The organism is Nocardia sp. NPDC056100 (assembly GCF_042266325.1).
Lineage (GTDB): Bacteria > Actinomycetota > Actinomycetes > Mycobacteriales > Mycobacteriaceae > Nocardia.
Genome location: NZ_JBHJVY010000003.1, coordinates 413,067 through 429,312, shown reverse-complemented (window position 1 = coordinate 429,312; position 16,246 = coordinate 413,067). Strand labels below are relative to the sequence as shown.

At 65.1% G+C, this 16,246-nt stretch carries 16 protein-coding genes; 10 read left to right on the top strand and 6 right to left on the bottom strand.

Going from position 1 to position 16,246, the window contains the following annotated elements; translation table 11 throughout:
- Nucleotides 1–94: 94 nt before the first annotated feature.
- Complete coding sequence (locus ACFC0O_RS24145; protein WP_375961442.1) at nucleotides 95–727, top strand: hypothetical protein; 633 nt, start codon at nucleotides 95–97, stop codon at nucleotides 725–727.
- Between the two features lie 93 nt (nucleotides 728–820).
- On the opposite strand, the gene ACFC0O_RS24140 is transcribed toward ACFC0O_RS24145, so the two are convergent.
- Nucleotides 821–1,486 (bottom strand): serine protease, encoded by a 666-nt coding sequence (locus tag ACFC0O_RS24140; protein ID WP_375961440.1) that lies wholly within the window; start codon nucleotides 1,484–1,486, stop codon nucleotides 821–823.
- 504 nt (nucleotides 1,487–1,990) lie between these two features.
- Between ACFC0O_RS24140 and ACFC0O_RS24135 the strand changes: the two genes are divergently transcribed.
- From ACFC0O_RS24135 to ACFC0O_RS24095, 9 genes are all read left to right on the top strand, one after another.
- Nucleotides 1,991–2,809, top strand: coding sequence for an ABC transporter permease (locus ACFC0O_RS24135; RefSeq protein WP_364636745.1), 819 nt, complete (start codon nucleotides 1,991–1,993; stop codon nucleotides 2,807–2,809).
- Nucleotides 2,810–2,812: 3 nt separating this feature from the next.
- Nucleotides 2,813–3,676 (top strand): ABC transporter permease, encoded by an 864-nt coding sequence (locus tag ACFC0O_RS24130; protein WP_364636743.1) that lies wholly within the window; start codon nucleotides 2,813–2,815, stop codon nucleotides 3,674–3,676.
- A gap of 13 nt (nucleotides 3,677–3,689) precedes the next feature.
- Complete coding sequence (locus tag ACFC0O_RS24125) at nucleotides 3,690–5,171, top strand: MlaD family protein (RefSeq protein ID WP_375961436.1); 1,482 nt, start codon at nucleotides 3,690–3,692, stop codon at nucleotides 5,169–5,171.
- Nucleotides 5,168–6,211, top strand: coding sequence for an MCE family protein (locus ACFC0O_RS24120; protein WP_375961434.1), 1,044 nt, complete (start codon nucleotides 5,168–5,170; stop codon nucleotides 6,209–6,211). Before ACFC0O_RS24125 ends, ACFC0O_RS24120 begins: the two co-directional genes overlap by 4 nt.
- Complete coding sequence (locus ACFC0O_RS24115; protein WP_375963783.1) at nucleotides 6,211–7,206, top strand: MCE family protein; 996 nt, start codon at nucleotides 6,211–6,213, stop codon at nucleotides 7,204–7,206. The genes ACFC0O_RS24120 and ACFC0O_RS24115 overlap by 1 nt, the downstream gene beginning before the upstream one ends.
- Complete coding sequence (locus ACFC0O_RS24110; RefSeq protein ID WP_375961431.1) at nucleotides 7,203–8,309, top strand: MCE family protein; 1,107 nt, start codon at nucleotides 7,203–7,205, stop codon at nucleotides 8,307–8,309. The genes ACFC0O_RS24115 and ACFC0O_RS24110 overlap by 4 nt, the downstream gene beginning before the upstream one ends.
- Entirely contained in the window at nucleotides 8,306–9,421 is a 1,116-nt protein-coding gene (locus tag ACFC0O_RS24105) for an MCE family protein (protein ID WP_375961429.1), read from the top strand. The genes ACFC0O_RS24110 and ACFC0O_RS24105 overlap by 4 nt, the downstream gene beginning before the upstream one ends.
- Nucleotides 9,418–10,590: an MlaD family protein gene (locus ACFC0O_RS24100; RefSeq protein ID WP_364636733.1), complete on the top strand. Its 1,173-nt coding sequence runs from the start codon at nucleotides 9,418–9,420 to the stop codon at nucleotides 10,588–10,590. The genes ACFC0O_RS24105 and ACFC0O_RS24100 overlap by 4 nt, the downstream gene beginning before the upstream one ends.
- Before the next feature lie 65 nt (nucleotides 10,591–10,655).
- The gene (locus ACFC0O_RS24095) at nucleotides 10,656–11,537 is read left to right on the top strand and encodes a hypothetical protein (protein ID WP_375961426.1); all 882 of its coding nucleotides are present in this window, start codon (nucleotides 10,656–10,658) and stop codon (nucleotides 11,535–11,537) included.
- A gap of 243 nt (nucleotides 11,538–11,780) precedes the next feature.
- On the opposite strand, the gene ACFC0O_RS24090 is transcribed toward ACFC0O_RS24095, so the two are convergent.
- The 5 genes from ACFC0O_RS24090 to ACFC0O_RS24070 form a co-directional block, all read right to left on the bottom strand.
- Nucleotides 11,781–12,431: a ribonuclease H gene (locus ACFC0O_RS24090; RefSeq protein WP_364636729.1), complete on the bottom strand. Its 651-nt coding sequence runs from the start codon at nucleotides 12,429–12,431 to the stop codon at nucleotides 11,781–11,783.
- 10 nt (nucleotides 12,432–12,441) lie between these two features.
- The gene (locus tag ACFC0O_RS24085; protein WP_375961423.1) at nucleotides 12,442–12,969 is read right to left on the bottom strand and encodes an SRPBCC family protein; all 528 of its coding nucleotides are present in this window, start codon (nucleotides 12,967–12,969) and stop codon (nucleotides 12,442–12,444) included.
- 93 nt (nucleotides 12,970–13,062) lie between these two features.
- The gene (gene lhgO, locus ACFC0O_RS24080; RefSeq protein ID WP_375961421.1) at nucleotides 13,063–14,247 is read right to left on the bottom strand and encodes an L-2-hydroxyglutarate oxidase; all 1,185 of its coding nucleotides are present in this window, start codon (nucleotides 14,245–14,247) and stop codon (nucleotides 13,063–13,065) included.
- Between the two features lie 10 nt (nucleotides 14,248–14,257).
- Nucleotides 14,258–15,049: a hypothetical protein gene (locus ACFC0O_RS24075; RefSeq protein ID WP_375961419.1), complete on the bottom strand. Its 792-nt coding sequence runs from the start codon at nucleotides 15,047–15,049 to the stop codon at nucleotides 14,258–14,260.
- A gap of 394 nt (nucleotides 15,050–15,443) precedes the next feature.
- Entirely contained in the window at nucleotides 15,444–16,235 is a 792-nt protein-coding gene (locus ACFC0O_RS24070) for a TIGR03084 family metal-binding protein (RefSeq protein ID WP_375961417.1), read from the bottom strand.
- Nucleotides 16,236–16,246: the final 11 nt, after the last annotated feature.

The window sequence follows — 16,246 nt, the reverse complement described above, 5'->3', positions numbered from 1 at the left end:
TGGGTGGCCATATGGCTCGACGTTTGTCGTATTTGTCGTGTATGCATGGGCATTGAACTCCGCGCCTGGTATTACTCGAATTTAGGACAGTTTCGTGTTGCGTCAGCAGATCTCCGCCCGGATTGCCGCCCCGGCCGTCGCCGCCGCAGCCCTGCTGCTCGCGGGTTGCGGCACCACCATCTCGGGCACACCGGTGGCCGCCCCGCCCGGACTGGATTCGGTCGTCACCACCACGACGCCCAAACCCTCCGGTAAGCCGACGCAGGGCAACCGCCCGACCACCACCAACGCCGACAAGGGCGGCGACACCGATTTCCAGGCCAGCATCGGCGATTGCGTGAAACTCGGCGGCACCACCGAGAACGCCACCATCCACAAGGCGACCTGCGGGAGCAAGGACTCCAATTACAAGGTGGTGGCCAAGGCGCGCACCAACGCCCAGTGCCCGAGCGATATCGATCAGGCCTATTACGAGACCGTGGTCGGCGTCGAGACCGGCGCGCTCTGCCTGGATATCGACTGGGTGGTGAACGACTGCCTGGATCTGGGCGCCAAGGGCAGCAATGCCGATCCCAAGCGCATCGACTGCTCCACCCGCGGCGCGGCCAACGGCGTGAAGGTGCTCGCGATCATGAAGAACAGCACCAGCGTCGACGAATGCGCCGACGGCGACTCGGGTTACGTCTACGACGAGCGCAAAATCGTCATCTGCGTCAACACGCTGTAGCGGCCCCATAGATATAAGGAGCGGGGCGGTGATCCATCGGATCACCGCCCCCCGCAGTCTGTTTCGCGCCCCCGCGCGGGTCGTCGCGCCCGGCTAGATCGGGTAGTACCCGGATCCGATGCCGCCGTGCCCGTTCAGATCCGCCATGATCGCGGACATATTGGTACCGACCTCCGGGCCGAAGCAGGCCAGGGCCAGGTACGCGTTCACCATGCCCACCAGGGTGGTGCCGACGACGACCGGAGCGCCGGAATCGCCCTCCACCACGCACATCTGGCTCCAGGTCTCCACATTGCTGGCGAAGACGTCACCCCAGGAGAGTCCGCAGGTATTGCCGGTGGTGCGGCCTTCCTTGCAGACGATCATCGGGAAGCTCGGCGGCCCGCCGAGTCCGGTGATGGTGACATTGCCGATCCGGTTCACCGGGACGACCCGATCCCCGAAGAACTCGATGACCGCGTAGTCCAGATCATGGTTCGAGTAGACGAACCGGCCGATCTGTCCTGCGCCGCGGTCCTTTTCGGCCCATACCTTCGCGCCCGCGTCACCGCAGTGCCCCGCGGTGAGCCCGACCAGCCGACCGGTGCCGTCATGCCCGATGGTGGTGACGGTGCACTCGAACATGTCATCGATGATGATGCCGGAGCCACCACCGATGACTGCCGGAGCGGGGTCGGCGTTCGCGGCCCCGGTGCCCAGCAGCGCGGTCCCCAGGGCGATTGCGAAGACGCCGGCCACACCGGCGAGTTTCCTGAACATGTCCCTCCAGACGTCGGAAGCCGCTCGAGTCAAGCTGCGGAACTCATCCTGTCAGTATTCGTTCCGGGTTGCTGCTTGTACTGCCACATGTTGCGGAGCCGTGTCCTGCTCGTCTTCGCGAGCGATACCGAGTTGGATACGAGTTATGGAATTAATGCATAACTCGCTTCGATTTCCGATAAATTCTCTCCCATTAATTCTTACCCGGCGAAGCTTCACATCTCTGGAAATCGTTCGCAAACGCTTGCGAAATTAGAACAAGTTCTAGTTGTTTGCCTGGTTCTTTGTGACAAAAACCAACCGTGATCTGCCAGTTCACAACAGTTCATGCAAAGTGATCTGCCTCTATGACTGAAACCACAACGCGTGGTGTGTTTTTCCTAACTCCGTAGTAAGGTGCGTCAAGCAAACAGGTGCCGGAGGCGGGTAACCCGGCGTCGAGAGGGGTAGTCAGTGCAGTTGACCAAGAGCCCGGGTGGGCAGGGGAGCCCCACGGAGTCGCGGATGAACGCAGCCGTGGACTGGGCCAGAGGCTACTGGCAGGACCATCCACAGAAGTCGCTGGAAACCGGCGGCCGAATGATGGCCATGGGCGTCTCCGCAATCGCCGAGTTGTTCATCGCGATCTTCCGGAAGCGTTTCCCCTTCGCCGAGTTCGTCCGGCAGTGCGCGTTCATGGCGAATGTCGCCGCCGCGCCCACCCTGCTGGTCGCCATTCCGATCGGCGTCATCGTCTCCATTCAGGTCGGCTCGGTCGCCGGACAGGTCGGCGCGACCTCGTTCATCGGCGCGGCCAATGGTCTGGGCATCATTCAGCAGGGCGCGCCACTGGTCACCTCGCTGATGATCGCCGGCGCGGTCGGCTCCGCCATCACCGCCGATCTCGGCTCGCGCACCATTCGCGAGGAGATCGACGCCATGAAGGTGATGGGCGTCGATCCGATGCGCCGCCTGGTCGCCCCGCGACTCGGCGCGGCCATGCTGGTCTCGGTATTGCTCTGCGGCTTCGTGGTTTTCGTCGGCTTCCTGACCGGCTACGTCTTCAATATCTTCGCGCAGGGCGGCACCCCCGGCTCCTACGTCGGCACCTTCGCCTCCTTCGCGATCACGACGGATTTGTTTGTGGCGCTGCTCAAGTCATTGATCTTCGGCGTGCTCGCGGCGATCATCGCCTGCGACGCCGGACTGAACACCCGCGGCGGTCCGGGCGGTGTGGCCAACTCGGTGAACACCGCGGTCGTCATGTCCGCGGTGATGCTCTTCGGCGTGAATCTGATTCTCACGCAGGTCTACAACTCCCTGTTCCCCCCACAGATGGTCTGAGTCGTGTCAGCAACGTATGTTCCGCCGCTGCTGCGGCCGTTCCAACGGATCAAGGGTGTGGCCTCCTCGCCGCGTGACTTCGTCGCGCGCATCGGCCACCAGGTCTTCTTCTTCCTGCGCTCGCTCGGCTCGATGCCGATGGCGTTCCGGCACTACCCCAAAGAGGTGTGGCGGCTGCTGTCCGATGTCACCTGGGGCAACGGCAATCTCATCGTCGGTGGCGGCACCATCGGCGTCGTGCTCATCCTGTCCGCGTTCGGCGGTATGACGGTCGCCATTCAGGGCTACACCTCGCTGAACCTGCTCGGCCTGAGCCCGCTGACCGGCGCCATCTCCGCGTTCGCCACCACCCGTGAACTCGGCCCGATGCTCGCCACCCTCGCCTTCGCGGCGCAGGCGGGCTGCAGGTTCACCGCACAGCTGGGCGCCATGCGCATCTCCGAGGAGATCGACGCGCTGGAATCGGTTGCCATCCGGCCGCTTCCGTACCTGGTGAGCACCCGCATGATCGCGGCCATGATCGCCATCGTGCCGCTGTACTGCCTGGCGCTGCCGTTCGCGTACATCTCCTGCTCGCTGACCGTGCAGTTGATCGGCGGCACCGCGTCCGGGACATTCCAGCACTACTTCTATCAGTTCCTGGTGCCGCACGATGTGCTGTACTCACTGCTGAAGGCGATCATCTTCGTCGCGATCACCACGTTCATCCAGTGCTACTACGGGTTTTTCGCCTCCGGCGGTCCCGAGGGCGTTGGTGTCGCGGCGGGTCGCGCGATCAAGCTGAGCATCATCGCGGTGGTGTTCGCGGACCTGTTCATCACGTTGGCCATCTGGGGCGTCAACCCCGGCATTCGGATCTCGGGATAAGGGGGCGCATAGCATGATTCTCGATCCCAGCGGCCGCGGCCCGACCATGCGGCAACTGCTCATCGCGGGTGTCGCCGGACTCGTCGTCTTCGCACTCATCCTGGGTTTCCTGATGGCGCGCTACAAGGGCGCGTTCGTCGACAAGGTCAATGTCACCGCGAACCTCACCACCACCGGTGACGGCCTGCCCGATAACGCCGATGTGAAGTTCCGCGGCGTGCTGGTCGGCGCGGTCAAGAACGTCTCGGTCGCCGCCAAAGGTGAACTACAGCAGGTCCACATCGAGATGAAGCCGGAGTACACCGGCGGCATTCCCGCGAATGTGACCGCGCGCGTGGTGCCCTCCAACCTGTTCGCCGTCACCTCGGTGGAGCTGGTCTACAACGGCGCGGACGCCGCGCACCTCAAAGAGGGTTCGCAGATTTCCGAGGACCGCTCCAAAGGCACCATCGCACTGCAGGACACGCTCACCACGGTCCGCAATATCCTCGGCAAGATCGATCCGATCCAGTTCGGCCGGGTGCTCGGCACGCTGTCCTACGCCCTCGACGGTTCCGGTCGCATGCCCGGCTCCTCCATCGAGCGGGTGGACCGCTGGCTGCAGTCGGTCGACGATTCGATTCCGGATCTCGGCGTCATGCTGAGCGACTTCTCCAATTCCTTCCGCGCGCTCAACCAGTCCGCACCGGAATTGATGGGCGTGCTCAGCGAATCGGTGAAGACCGCGCAGACCATCGCCGATCGCCGCGCCGAACTCACCTCGCTGATCTCCGGCACCGCGGTCACCGTGGACAAGGTCAACGCCCTGTTCGCGCGAAACCCCAACGTGGGCAAGGACGTCACGACCGGCACCAGCGCGCTGTTCGGCGCCCTGTCCGACGATCCGAACGCCATCCCGCAGGCCATCGCGAACCTGAACAACTCGGTGCGCAAGCTCGGGTCCACATTCCACTGGGGCCCGCAGAAGCAGATGATCTGGAATATGGGGCTCACCTTCACGCCCTATAAGCCGTACACCCGTGACGACTGCCCGCGCTACGGCGAACTGGCCGCCCCGAGCTGCGCCAGCGCGCCGCTCATCTCCGATCCCGGCACACTGCCGGAATCGTTGCGGCCCAAGTCCCTCGATGTCGCCGCCGGACTGCCGAAACTGCCGCCGCCCGCTGGCTTCCCGCTGATCCCGGGCCTGACGATGGTCGAGCCGACCCCCGCCGCCGGTGACACCGCGCCCGCCAACCCCTTCGCGGGCACCCCGCTGCAGGGCCTCTTCCCGAACGCCGCCCCCGCGGCGCCGGGCAATCAGCCGGGTGCGGCGCCCGCCGCCGCACCGGCGTCACAGCAGACGCTGCCCAAGGGCGGGACAATCTCCTACCCCGGTGACTCCGCTATTACCGCGCTGCTGGGCCGTCGCCCGTCAGCGGCCGAATACCTGCTGCTGAGCCCGATTCTGAGGGATGGAACCTTGCAAGTGACCGAAAGCGAGCCCGGTCGATGAGCATTCGCAAACCGCTGATCGGTTTCGGCATCTTCGCGATCGTGTCCGTCCTGGTGACCGCGGTCATCTGGAATACCCTGGCGCGCACCGTGGACGGGACCACCAACCGATACACCGCGACCTTCACCGATGTGCTCGGCCTGCGCAAGGGCGATGACGTCCGGATGGCGGGCGTGCGCGTCGGCAAGGTCGAAGAGATCAAGCTGGACAAGAAGAACGCCGCCGAGGTGACCTTCATCGTGCAGCGCGATCAAACGCTGTACGGCGACACCAAGGCGCTGGTCCGCTACCAGAACCTGATCGGCCAGCGCTACATCGCGCTGGCGGAGCCGGTCAAGGGCAAGCCGGTCTCCGGCACGCACACGGTGTTGCGGAACAACGGGGCCATTCCGGTCGAGCGCACCGAACCGTCCTTCGACGTATCCGGTCTGCTCAACGGTTTCCAGCCGCTGTTCCAGGTACTGCAACCGGATGAGGTGAACAACCTGTCCAACACCTTCATCCAGGCGCTGCAGGGTGACGGGGTCTCGTTGAGCGCCTTCATCACCCAGGCCGCCACCCTGGCCACCGACTTCCAGCGCCGCGACGCCATCCTCTCGGATGTGATCACCAATCTCTCCGGTGTCATGTCCGGTCTGGCCAAGCGCGGTGACGAACTGGAAACCCTGGTGACGCAGACCCGTTCGCTGATCGGCGGACTGTACGCGCAGGGCCAGTCGCTGCAGACCTCCACCGTGCAGATCGCCGACGCGACCTCCGCGCTGGTGACCATGATCGGTCAGATCCAGCCGAAACTCGTGCTGGCACAGAACTCCACGCATGACGCGCTCGCGCTGCTGCTCGCCAATGGCGACAAGCTCGACAAGGGCGCGGTGGACTTCCCCAACATCCTCACCGATATCGGCAAGTTCACCCAGAACGGCACCTACGCCAACGCGTACGTGTGCAGCCTGGATGTCTCGCTGTACGGAATCCTCTTCCCGCGCGGTCTGTTCAACCAGATCGGCGGCAACTCCCACTCGGCGGTGTGCCGGCCATGATGGTGAAACTCAAGTCCCGCTTCAACGCCAATCGCAATATGTGGCTCGGCCTGTTCGGCGTGCTGCTCATCGTCGGCCTGCTGGCCGGGTCCACGCTGTACCGCCAGATCGGTATCGGCGAGAAGACCATCAAGGCCGAATTCGTGCAGACCGCGGGCATCAAGACCGGTGACAAGGTCGCGGTCTCGGGTGTCTCGGTCGGCACGGTCACCGGCGCCGAACTCGAGGGCGACCATGTGATGGTCTCGCTCTCGGTGAAGAACGACGTCAAGTTCGGACCCGATGCCAAGGCGTCGATCAAGATGGCGACGCTGCTCGGCGCGCGCTATGTCGATCTGGTGCCCGGTGACGGCTCCGGCCTGAAGAACAATCGAATTCCCAAGTCCAACACGTCCGTTCCCTACAACCTGGCCGATGTGGTGCAGGAGGGCACGCCGAAGTTCGAGGAACTCGACACCAAGAAGCTCGCCGATTCGCTCAATCTGATCAATCAGCAGATGGGTGATTCCCCGCAGCTCACGGTGCAGGCGCTGGATTCGGTCGGCGCGCTGGCCAAGACCATGAACGACCGCAAGGGCGAGGTCGACCAGCTGCTCAAGGATCTGGACCGGGTCACCAAGATCCTCGGCGACAACCGCAACAGCGTGCTGCTGGTCATCACCCAGGGCGAGGCCATCGCCAACCGGGTGATGGAACGGCAGACCCTGCTGCGCACCCTGCTGGACAATGTCGCCACGCTCAGCAGCCAGTTGCAGCAGATCGGCGCGCAGAACGACAACCAGTTCGGCCCGACCCTGATCCAGCTCAACACCATGGCCGAGGGCCTGCAGAAGAACAAGGACAACCTGGATCGCCTGCTGTCCGCCATGCCGGTCGGCGTGCGCACGTTCAACAACGCGTTCGGTGACGGCAACTACGGCAATGTCGGTCTGCCGTGGCTGTTCCCGGACAACTGGTTGTGCTTCGCTCAAGTCATTCAGGGGTGCCAGGGATGAAATCGGTCAAGCTCAACATCGGGCGCATCGCCAAGGCCGCCATGATCGGCACCGCCGCGCTCGCGGTCGGCAGCTGCTCCATCGTGCCGCTCGGGGTGAAGGACGCGGTCGGTCAGACCCAGCACTTCACCGCCGACTTCCTCAATATCGCGGGCATGTTCGAGGGCAACCCGATCACGGTGCTCGGGCTCGATGTCGGCAAGGTCGACAAGATCGTGCCCAAGGGTCAGTACGTCGAGGTGCACATGACGGTGGACGCCGGCGTGGACATCCCGAAAAACGTGCAGGCGGCGCTGATTTCGCCGTCCATCGTGACGGACCGGCATATCGAGCTGACCCCGCGCTACACCGGCGGGGACAAGCTCAAGGACGGTTCGCACCTGACCACCCAGCAGACCAAGACCCCGGTCGAGCTGGACACCATGATCAAGACCATCGACACCTTCGCCGCGGCGCTCAAGCCGACCGACGGCAATGACGGTCTCGGTCCGCTGTCCGGTCGCGTGCTGTACCCGATGATGAACGGGAACGGCGAGAAGATGCGCGATGTGCTCAACTCGCTCTCGGGCGCGCTGAAGGTCGGTGTCGACAACAAGGACGCCGTCTCCACCATCATCATCAAGCTGAACGAACTGACCACCATGCTGGCCGACAACGACCAGTCGGTCCGGGATTTCAGCAATCGCATGACCCAGATGACCGGGCTGCTCGCCGACCAGGCCCCCGGCCTGCAGGCCACGCTGGAACAGCTCAATGCCTTCCTGGCCAACACCAGTGGCGCGTTCTCGCAGTACTCCGATCAGCTCAACGGCACCCTCACCGGCCTCACCAATGTCACCAATCAGCTGCGCGCCAACGCCGCCGGTGTCATCGAGGTCGTCGACACCGCACCGCTGCTCATGCAGAACCTGGACCGCTCGGTGAACCGGCAGGGCCAGTTCATCCGCCTGCACGCGGTGCTCGGCACGGTGCTGTCCGGCGAGATCATCAGCCTGTTCTGTGAACGCATCCAGATGAAATCGGACGGCTGCCGCACCGGCAAGGTGGAGGACCTCGGCCCCGATCTCGGCCTGATGGCGGCAATGTTGGGAATGACGAAATGAGCAACCGTTTCCGCCGAGAGTTGCGGTCGGGCAGGCGAACCCGGCACACCATCGTCGCGCTGGCGGTGGCGGCCTCCACCCTCGCGGTCTCCGGCTGCGGCCTGACCGTGGAGAGCCTGCCGCTGCCCAAGCCCGGCGCGGGCGATAAGACGTACACCATCCATGCGGTCTTCGACAACGCGCTGAATCTGCCGGACCAGGCCAAGGTGAAGATCGGCGGTTCCGACGTCGGCGTCGTCACCAAGATCAGCACCAAGGATTTCAAGGCCAATGTCGATCTGGCCATCCGCACCGATATCGAATTGCCCACCGGCAGTACGGCGGAACTGCGGCAGGCCACGCCGCTGGGCGATGTGTTCGTCGCGGTGTCCAAGCCCAAGACCGATCCGGGCGTGCAGATGCTCAAAAACGGTGACACGCTGACGAATACGTCGGCGGGCGCCACCGTGGAAGAACTGCTGCTGTCGATTTCCATGCTGTTCAACGGCGGCGGTATCGCGGCCCTGTCCAAACTGACCTCCGAGATGGACTCCATCGTCGGCGGCAAGGGGCAGACGCTGGCGCACCTGATCACCGAAATGACCGGTGTGGTGGGCAGTCTCAACAACAACAGCTCGCGGGTGGACAGTGTGCTCGCCCAATTCAGCGCGCTGGCCAACACCATTCAGGCCAATCACGATCAGCTCGGCCAGGTGGCGAATACGCTGCCCGCCATGATCGGCGCGGTCGCGGAGAACAATCAGGCGCTCGGCGATCTGCTCACCAAGATCTCCACAACCAGTGCGGCCCTGGGCGATTACGCCAACACCACCTCCGGTGATCTGGCCAGTCTGCTCGACAATGTGCAGCAGCTGATGGCCGCGCTGGCTCGCACCGAACCCGACTTCGGTCCCATGCTCGACGCCATCCACGAGCTGCGGCCGTCGGTGGACGCGTCGTTCAAGGGCAATACGCTCGCGGTGGCGGCCACGCTCAGCATGCTCGATATCGGCCTGCTCACCGATCCGGCCAATAGCAAGTTCCCGGACCTGCGCGACCTGAACGACTTCGGGGGCAGCCTGATCCAGGTACTGCAGATCATTTACGGCCGGATCAACGGGGGCCACCGATGAATTGGGTGAAGAACCACAAGAACCTGGTGTCGAATTCGGCGCTGGTGCTCATTCTGCTCGTCGGCGCGACCTATCTGGCGATCAGCGTCATGCGGGTCAATCCGCTGCGCGAAACCTATAGGGTCACGGTCGATCTGGATCGCTCCGGCGGTCTGCAGTCCGGCAATGACGTCACCCTGCGCGGTTACCGCATCGGCAAGGTCACCGATATCAAGCTGGAGAAGGACGGTTCCGCCATCGCGGCGACCGTCGAGATCGACAAGAAGTACCGCATCCCCAGCGATACCGTGATTTCGGTGGGCGCGCTGTCCGGCGCGGGTGAGCAGTACCTGGATTTCCGGCCCAATACCGATAAGGCGCCGTTCCTGAACAACGGCTCGATCGTCCAGTTCGACAAGGACAAGGTCAAGACGCCGACCCCGGTGTGGTCGGTGCTGGACAATTCCAGTGAGCTGATCTCGCAGATCGATCCGGACAAATTCTCCACCATCCTCACCGAACTCGACACCGCGCTGTCCGGTGGACCGGATCAGCTACGATCGCTCATCAACGGCATCAGCCTGGCGACCACCGGCCTGGACAACCTGCTGCCGCAGACCACGAATCTGATCAAGAACCTGCAGACGATCAATGCCACCACCTCGTTGGCGCAGCCGGATCTGGCCACGCTGACCCGCAATTCGAGTGTGTTGTTCCAGCAGTTCAACGATGCCAATGCCGAACTTCAGAAGATCCTGGAGCAGGCGCCCGCGCAATTGCAGGCCCTCGGAGCGGTGCTCGACAAGACCGCCGACCCGATGACCAGCCTGGCCGCCAATTTCGCCGCCATCACCAAGGGCGCGATACTGCGGCAGCCCGCCCTGCGCGCGCTGTTCCCGGCGCTGGTGGTCGGCACCTCGGCCATGGGTGTGCCGGCGCACGACGGCGAGTTCTACACCATCGTCGATATCTGGCCGCGTCCCTTCTGCGACTACTCGACGAAGCAGATCCGCCCCGAAGCAGCGACCGACGCCACCCTCTCCAAGTGGGGCAGCTACTGCACCAATGGACAGGCGGACCAGCAGATTCGCGGTTCGGGCAACGCCCCGCGACCGGATGTGCCGAACAATGGCGCGTACCCGCCCGCGGGTGCCGACCAGAACGAGCGGACTCTCCCGCCGATCCGGTGAGCGGGCATACTCGCTGAAGAACCTAGAACGGTGCGCCCGCAGCGCACCGAGGAAGTGATCGATACATGTCGGATGACGCTGCCCAGGACAAGAAAACCGAAGACGACTCGATCGCCGAGGCCGATGTACAGGGCAGCGCCGACGTAACGCCGACGGCGAAGCAGGAAGCGGCCGAACCGGAAACGGTCGCCCTCGGCAAGGACACCGACGCCGCCGACAAGGCCGCCGCTGCCGCCGACAAGCCCGCCGACGCGATCCCCACCGCACCGGTTGCGGCCGCGGCCGACTCCGAGGTGCCGCCCGTTCCGGCGAGCTCGGCTCCGGCCACCCCGCCGCCTGCGGCGAAGTCGTCGTCCTCGCTGCCGTTGCCGTTGATCGCCGCCTTCGCGGCGGGCGTACTGCTGGTCGCCGCGATCGGCGCGGTCGTGTTCTTCTGGCTGCAGTCGAACAACGACAAGAACGAACTCGCCGACCGCGACGATTCCACCAAGGCCGCCTGCGATTTCGTCAAAACCGTCTCGGTCTACGACGACAAGAGCCTCGGCGACTACGTGCAGCGCGTCCAGGCCGCCACCACCGGCGACTTCCGGGACATGTTCGACAAGATGTCCGGCGACCTCAAGGACGTGCTGACCAGTGTGCACGCCTCCTCGAAGCTGAACACGGTCCGCTGCGGCTGGGAATCCGGTGACGACTCCAAGGCCACCGTCCTTGTCAGCCTCACCCAGACCTCCAGCAACACCATGCGCGCCCAGCCCCTCGTGCTGACCCTGCCCACCTACGCCGAACTGGAGAAGAAGGACGGCAAGTGGCTCGTCTCCAAGTTCGAGCCCATCGCCGACAACGGCAACAACGGCCTCTTCCCCGGCGGCGGCTCCCCCTCCACCCAACAGCCCGCCCCCTCCGGAGCCCCGGCTCCCGCCCCCACCCCGGCCCCGGGTAACTGAGCCACCACACGAAAAGGCCCGCCCCCCGATGGAAATCGGGGGGCGGGCCTTTCTGATCGAACGGTTGGGGCTGGCGTCCCGAACCCGGCATTGCACCCGCCGAGGGTCCAGCTCGCCTCGATCCAGCGTCGCACCGCCGAGGGTTCGGGGTCGCGTCCTCGATCGGGTGTCACCGCGTCCGCCTGGGGGTTTGGGGGCGTAGCCCCCAAGACCCAGCGTCAGCGTCCCCCCATTTCCCCTGTTCTAGAACAGGGTCAGCGCGTCGGGCGCAGGGGTTTTCGCCGGGGTGGCCCTGCGACGCGGAGTCGCCGGGGCCGTATGCGCTTGCGCCACGATCTTTTCGGCGACCGCCGAGACATTCTCCACCGGCGAGATCACCGGAATCGGCTCCGTCATCGGATCGATCGGAATCGGCTCGGTGATCGGATCATCGGTGGTGACATCGGGCGCGGGCTCGAGCGTCCCGGCGGCGATGGCGCGCGCGGCCTGCCCGCACAGCGTGTCCGCCTGCTCGTTGAAGTAGTTGCCGACATGTCCGCGCACCCAGCGGAATCGCACGGGCCCGGGCCGGGTGCTGATGGCCTGATCGATCGCCCGGATCAACTCCAGGTTCTTCACCGGTCCCCCGCTGGAGGTCTTCCACCCGTTCCGCCGCCACCCGTTGATCCATTCGGAGGCGCACTTGATCGCATAGAGCGAATCGGATTCGATGAACAGCGGTTCCGAGCTGGGATGGGCGCGGATGGCTTCCAATAGCGCGCGTAGCTCCGCGATCTGGTTGGTGCCCGAGGCCGCACCGCCGCTGGCCGATCCGCCCGCGTGATTGACCCACGCCCAGCCGATGGCTCCGCCCGGGTTACGCAGGCACGATCCGTCGGTGCTCACGATGATCATGCTCACAACCCTACGCAATCCGGCCGACAAGATCCGTTCCGTGGAATTCCTCTATCTCCCTTCGCAATTGCGATTCGGTGCGTCGCACGGCCGATTGTACGGCGGCGGCCAGCATTCGGGAGAGCAGGCGGCCGGTGAGCCCGCGCGGAACGCGGTACTCGGTTTCCGAGGTCAGCACCGCACGACCGTAGCCGAGCGGATCGAATCGCAGGGTGATGACGCACAGTGGTGCGCCGATCGGTGTGCCGCCATCGTGCTGCTGCGCGGGCGCCGACTTCCCCGTCCTGCGTCTGCGCAGCGTGTATTCGATGACCGCGTTGCGGCGGTAGTCGGTGATCTCGCATTCGATGACCGGATGCCAGAAGCCGACCCGCAGCCGCGCCCCGAAGATGGCTCCCGAGCCGTGATCGCTGTCTCCGAGGGGTTCGAAGGCGGTGACGGCGAAGGCCCAGTCCGGTACGAACTGATGGTTGTCGGTATAGGTGAACGCGACCTCCACCGGTGCCCCGACGTCGCACGCGTATTTCATGTGGCCCATAGGTGCTCCCTGTCCCACGGCTGCCAACAAAAGTACTACAGCAATCCTATTTAATGAATGGATACCCGGATTTGCTGTGCGTGCGCAATTCGGTCAGTTGTCCAATTGTTCGGCGATATGTGCCGCGATCGGCAGCGCCGAAGTGGCGGCCGGTGACGGCGCATTGAGCACGTGCACCGACCTCGCCGTCCGTTCGATCAGGAAATCGTGCACCAGCGTGCCATCCCGTCGCACCGCCTGCGCGCGGATTCCGGCCTCGCGTGGCAACAGATCCGCTACCGTCAATTCCGGGCAGTACCGTCGGCACTCCGCCAGATATCCGCGCCGGAACATCGAATTGCGCATCTCGCGCAGTCCCGTTCGCACATTGGCCGCGGCCACCCGGTGAAAACCCGGGAATCCCAGGATTTCCCGCGCATCGCGCAGATTCACGCTGCCCTTGCGGTATCCCTCGCGCGCCAATCCGAGCACCGCGTTGGGCCCGACGGTCAGCCCGCCGTCGATGGTCGGGCTCAAATGCACGCCCAGGAACGGCAATTCGGGATCGGGAATGGGGTAGATGAGCGTGCTCACCAGGCCCTTGCGCTCGGGCGGCAGCTGGTAATACTCACCGCGGAACGGCACGATGCGCAGGTCGGGGCGCAATCCGGCGAGCGCGGCGAGCCGATCGGCCTGCAATCCGCCGCACACCACCAGCCGGGCCGCCCGCCAGCTCCCGGCGGGACCGGAAACGGTTACCGTATCGGTGTTCTCGTCGATCGCGGTGATCTCCGCGCCGAGCCGGATCTCGCCACCAGCCGCGCGGATCGCCTCCGCCAGCGCCGCGGTGACCAGTTTGTAGTCGATGATTCCGGTGCTCGCCACGAACAGCGCGCCCACCCCGGTGATCCGGGGTTCGCGGCGCACCAGTTCGGCGGCGTCGAGCAGTTCCACCTCGACGTCATTGGTCACCGACCGCTCGTACAGCGCCAGCATCCGGGCGTGTTCGGCGGAATCGGTGGCCACCAGCAGTTTTCCGCACACCTCGAACGGAATGCCGTGCGCCGCCGCGAATTCCTTGGTCTGTTCGGCCCCGGCCCGGCACAGTCGCGCCTTGAGACTGCCGGGCTCGTAATAGATTCCGGAGTGGATCACCCCGCTGTTGTGCCCGGTCTGGTGCACGCCCAGCGCATCCGCCTTCTCGAGCAGCAGCAGGCTCGCGCCGGGATGCCGTTCGAGAATGCGGTGCGCGGTGGCCACTCCGACGATGCCGCCGCCGATCACGCAGTAGTCGTACACACCGGAAGTCTCACACAGTGGTGAGTTCCGGGCCGCCCGTGCGACCGGATTCCGCTCCCGTGCCGGGCGAGACCTGCTGTGCTCCGGCCTCGTTCGGCGTGACCACCTGGTTCTGCCCGGCTGCCTGGCTCGGCACGGTCGCCGCGGCGGGTGTGTTGTGCCTGGCCAGCTGGACGCCGTAGCGGCCGAGCGCCGGATCGGACAGTGTCACCGTCACCTCACCGCTGTGCGTATCCACATCGGTGCGCAGCTGGGTGTTGGCCGTCGGATCGGATCCGATGCCCAGGGTCTCCCCGATCGGCGTGTGCAGTACCAGATCGGCGATGGTGGCGAACACATTGGTGTCCAAGGTCAGCGAGACCGAATTGCGCTGTACCGGAACGACTGCCGCGCCGACGTATGCGCCGCCGAGTCGCAACTGTCCGGCAATCGGCTCGGGTTTGGCCGCGCGGGTGGTTTCGGTGGTCGTTCCGACGCGGGTGGCCGGAATATTCAGCGGTGCAGGATTTTCCGTGACATGCGGTGTGAAAAATGCTGTGAGGCCGATATTGTCGGCAACCGGCGTATTGTCGACCGGTGCTGTGACGTTGCCGGGCGCGGTCACCGTCGCGTGCCGGTCACCCGGCGCGGCCACGATCGTGCCGGATTTCTGTGCGTCGGCCATTTGGTTGGCGATGTAGGAGCCGGCGGCGACGGTGAGACCGATGCTCGCCATTCCGGCGGTGACGATGGCGCTGTAGCGGAGCACCTGTGCCGCACGCCGCGATGATCCGGCGGCCTGCGTCGTGAGTTGATGCGACATGACTGGTGCGGTCCTTTCCCTCTCCCCTGGTCCCCCTGCGTCTTTCGACGCCCACGACCCGCACCATTGAAAGTCGTACGCCCGTCCAGGTTACGGTGACGCGCGGTGACACCCGCCGCCCTCGAGACCAGGATCACAGCGACTGTACCGACAGATGAGACTGCCAGGTCCGAAATGGGAACTTCGCCCGGGTTTCTGCATCGGCAGGTTTCCGATATCGGAAGGCTGGGTAAATACCAGAGAGCGGCGAGCGCCCACTCGACTGCCACTCGAGGACCTCCGGCCAATGTCGTCCGGTCGGCACCAGGCACGGCGCACCCAAGGGTGGCGCTCGCTCGCTCTACTCCCTGGGAATTGGGGGAGATCTAGGCCGGAGGCCGGGATCGGCGGCGGGTCAGTGGAACTGGCCCGCCGTCCGGCCGACTCCGGGCGGACCGGCGAAAGCCTGTGCCAGCCCGAGCCATTCGAGCGCCTGCGCACCCTCCACCTGCAAAGACAGGTCATCGAGATGCCTGCGCTGGGTGACGGCGAGGCAGAAATCCACGGCGGGACCGCTGATTCGCTGCGCCGCGTCCGCGGGACCCCAGGTCCACGCGGAGCCGTCGGGCGCGGTCAATTCGATCCGGAACTCCGCATCGGGCGCGGTGCGTCCGTGCGTGAGGTACGCGAAATTGCGGGTGCGCACGCCGAGATGCGCGACGTTCTTCAACCGAGCGGTCGGTACCCGAGTGACCCCGAGCGCATCCGCCACATCCTGCCCGTGCGCCCAGGTCTCCATGAGCCGCGCGGTCACCATGGAGGCCGCGCTCATCGGCGGTCCGAACCACGGCAGTTTGGTTCCGGCGGGCACCGTTCGCAAAGCCTCGACCAGCACCGCGCGATCGCGCCGCCAGGCCGCGAGCAATTCCGGCGCGGGCGTCTTGGCCTCTTCCTCGGCAGCCTCGTCCACGAAGGTGAGAGCCTTGGGCAGCGCCGCCTGCACGAGCGCGTCGAAGGCGACCGTATCGGTGGCGGCGATCGCGGCGACGCGATCGGTCCAGGTCAGGTGTGCGATCTGATGGGCGATGGTCCAGCCGGGCGCGGGGGTGTCCCGCTGCCACTCGGCGGCATCGAGATCGGCGATGAGCCGGTCCAGGTCGTCGCATTCGGCGGTGAAGTCGGCGAGCAACGCCTCGAGATCGGCCATCGAAAGTCCTT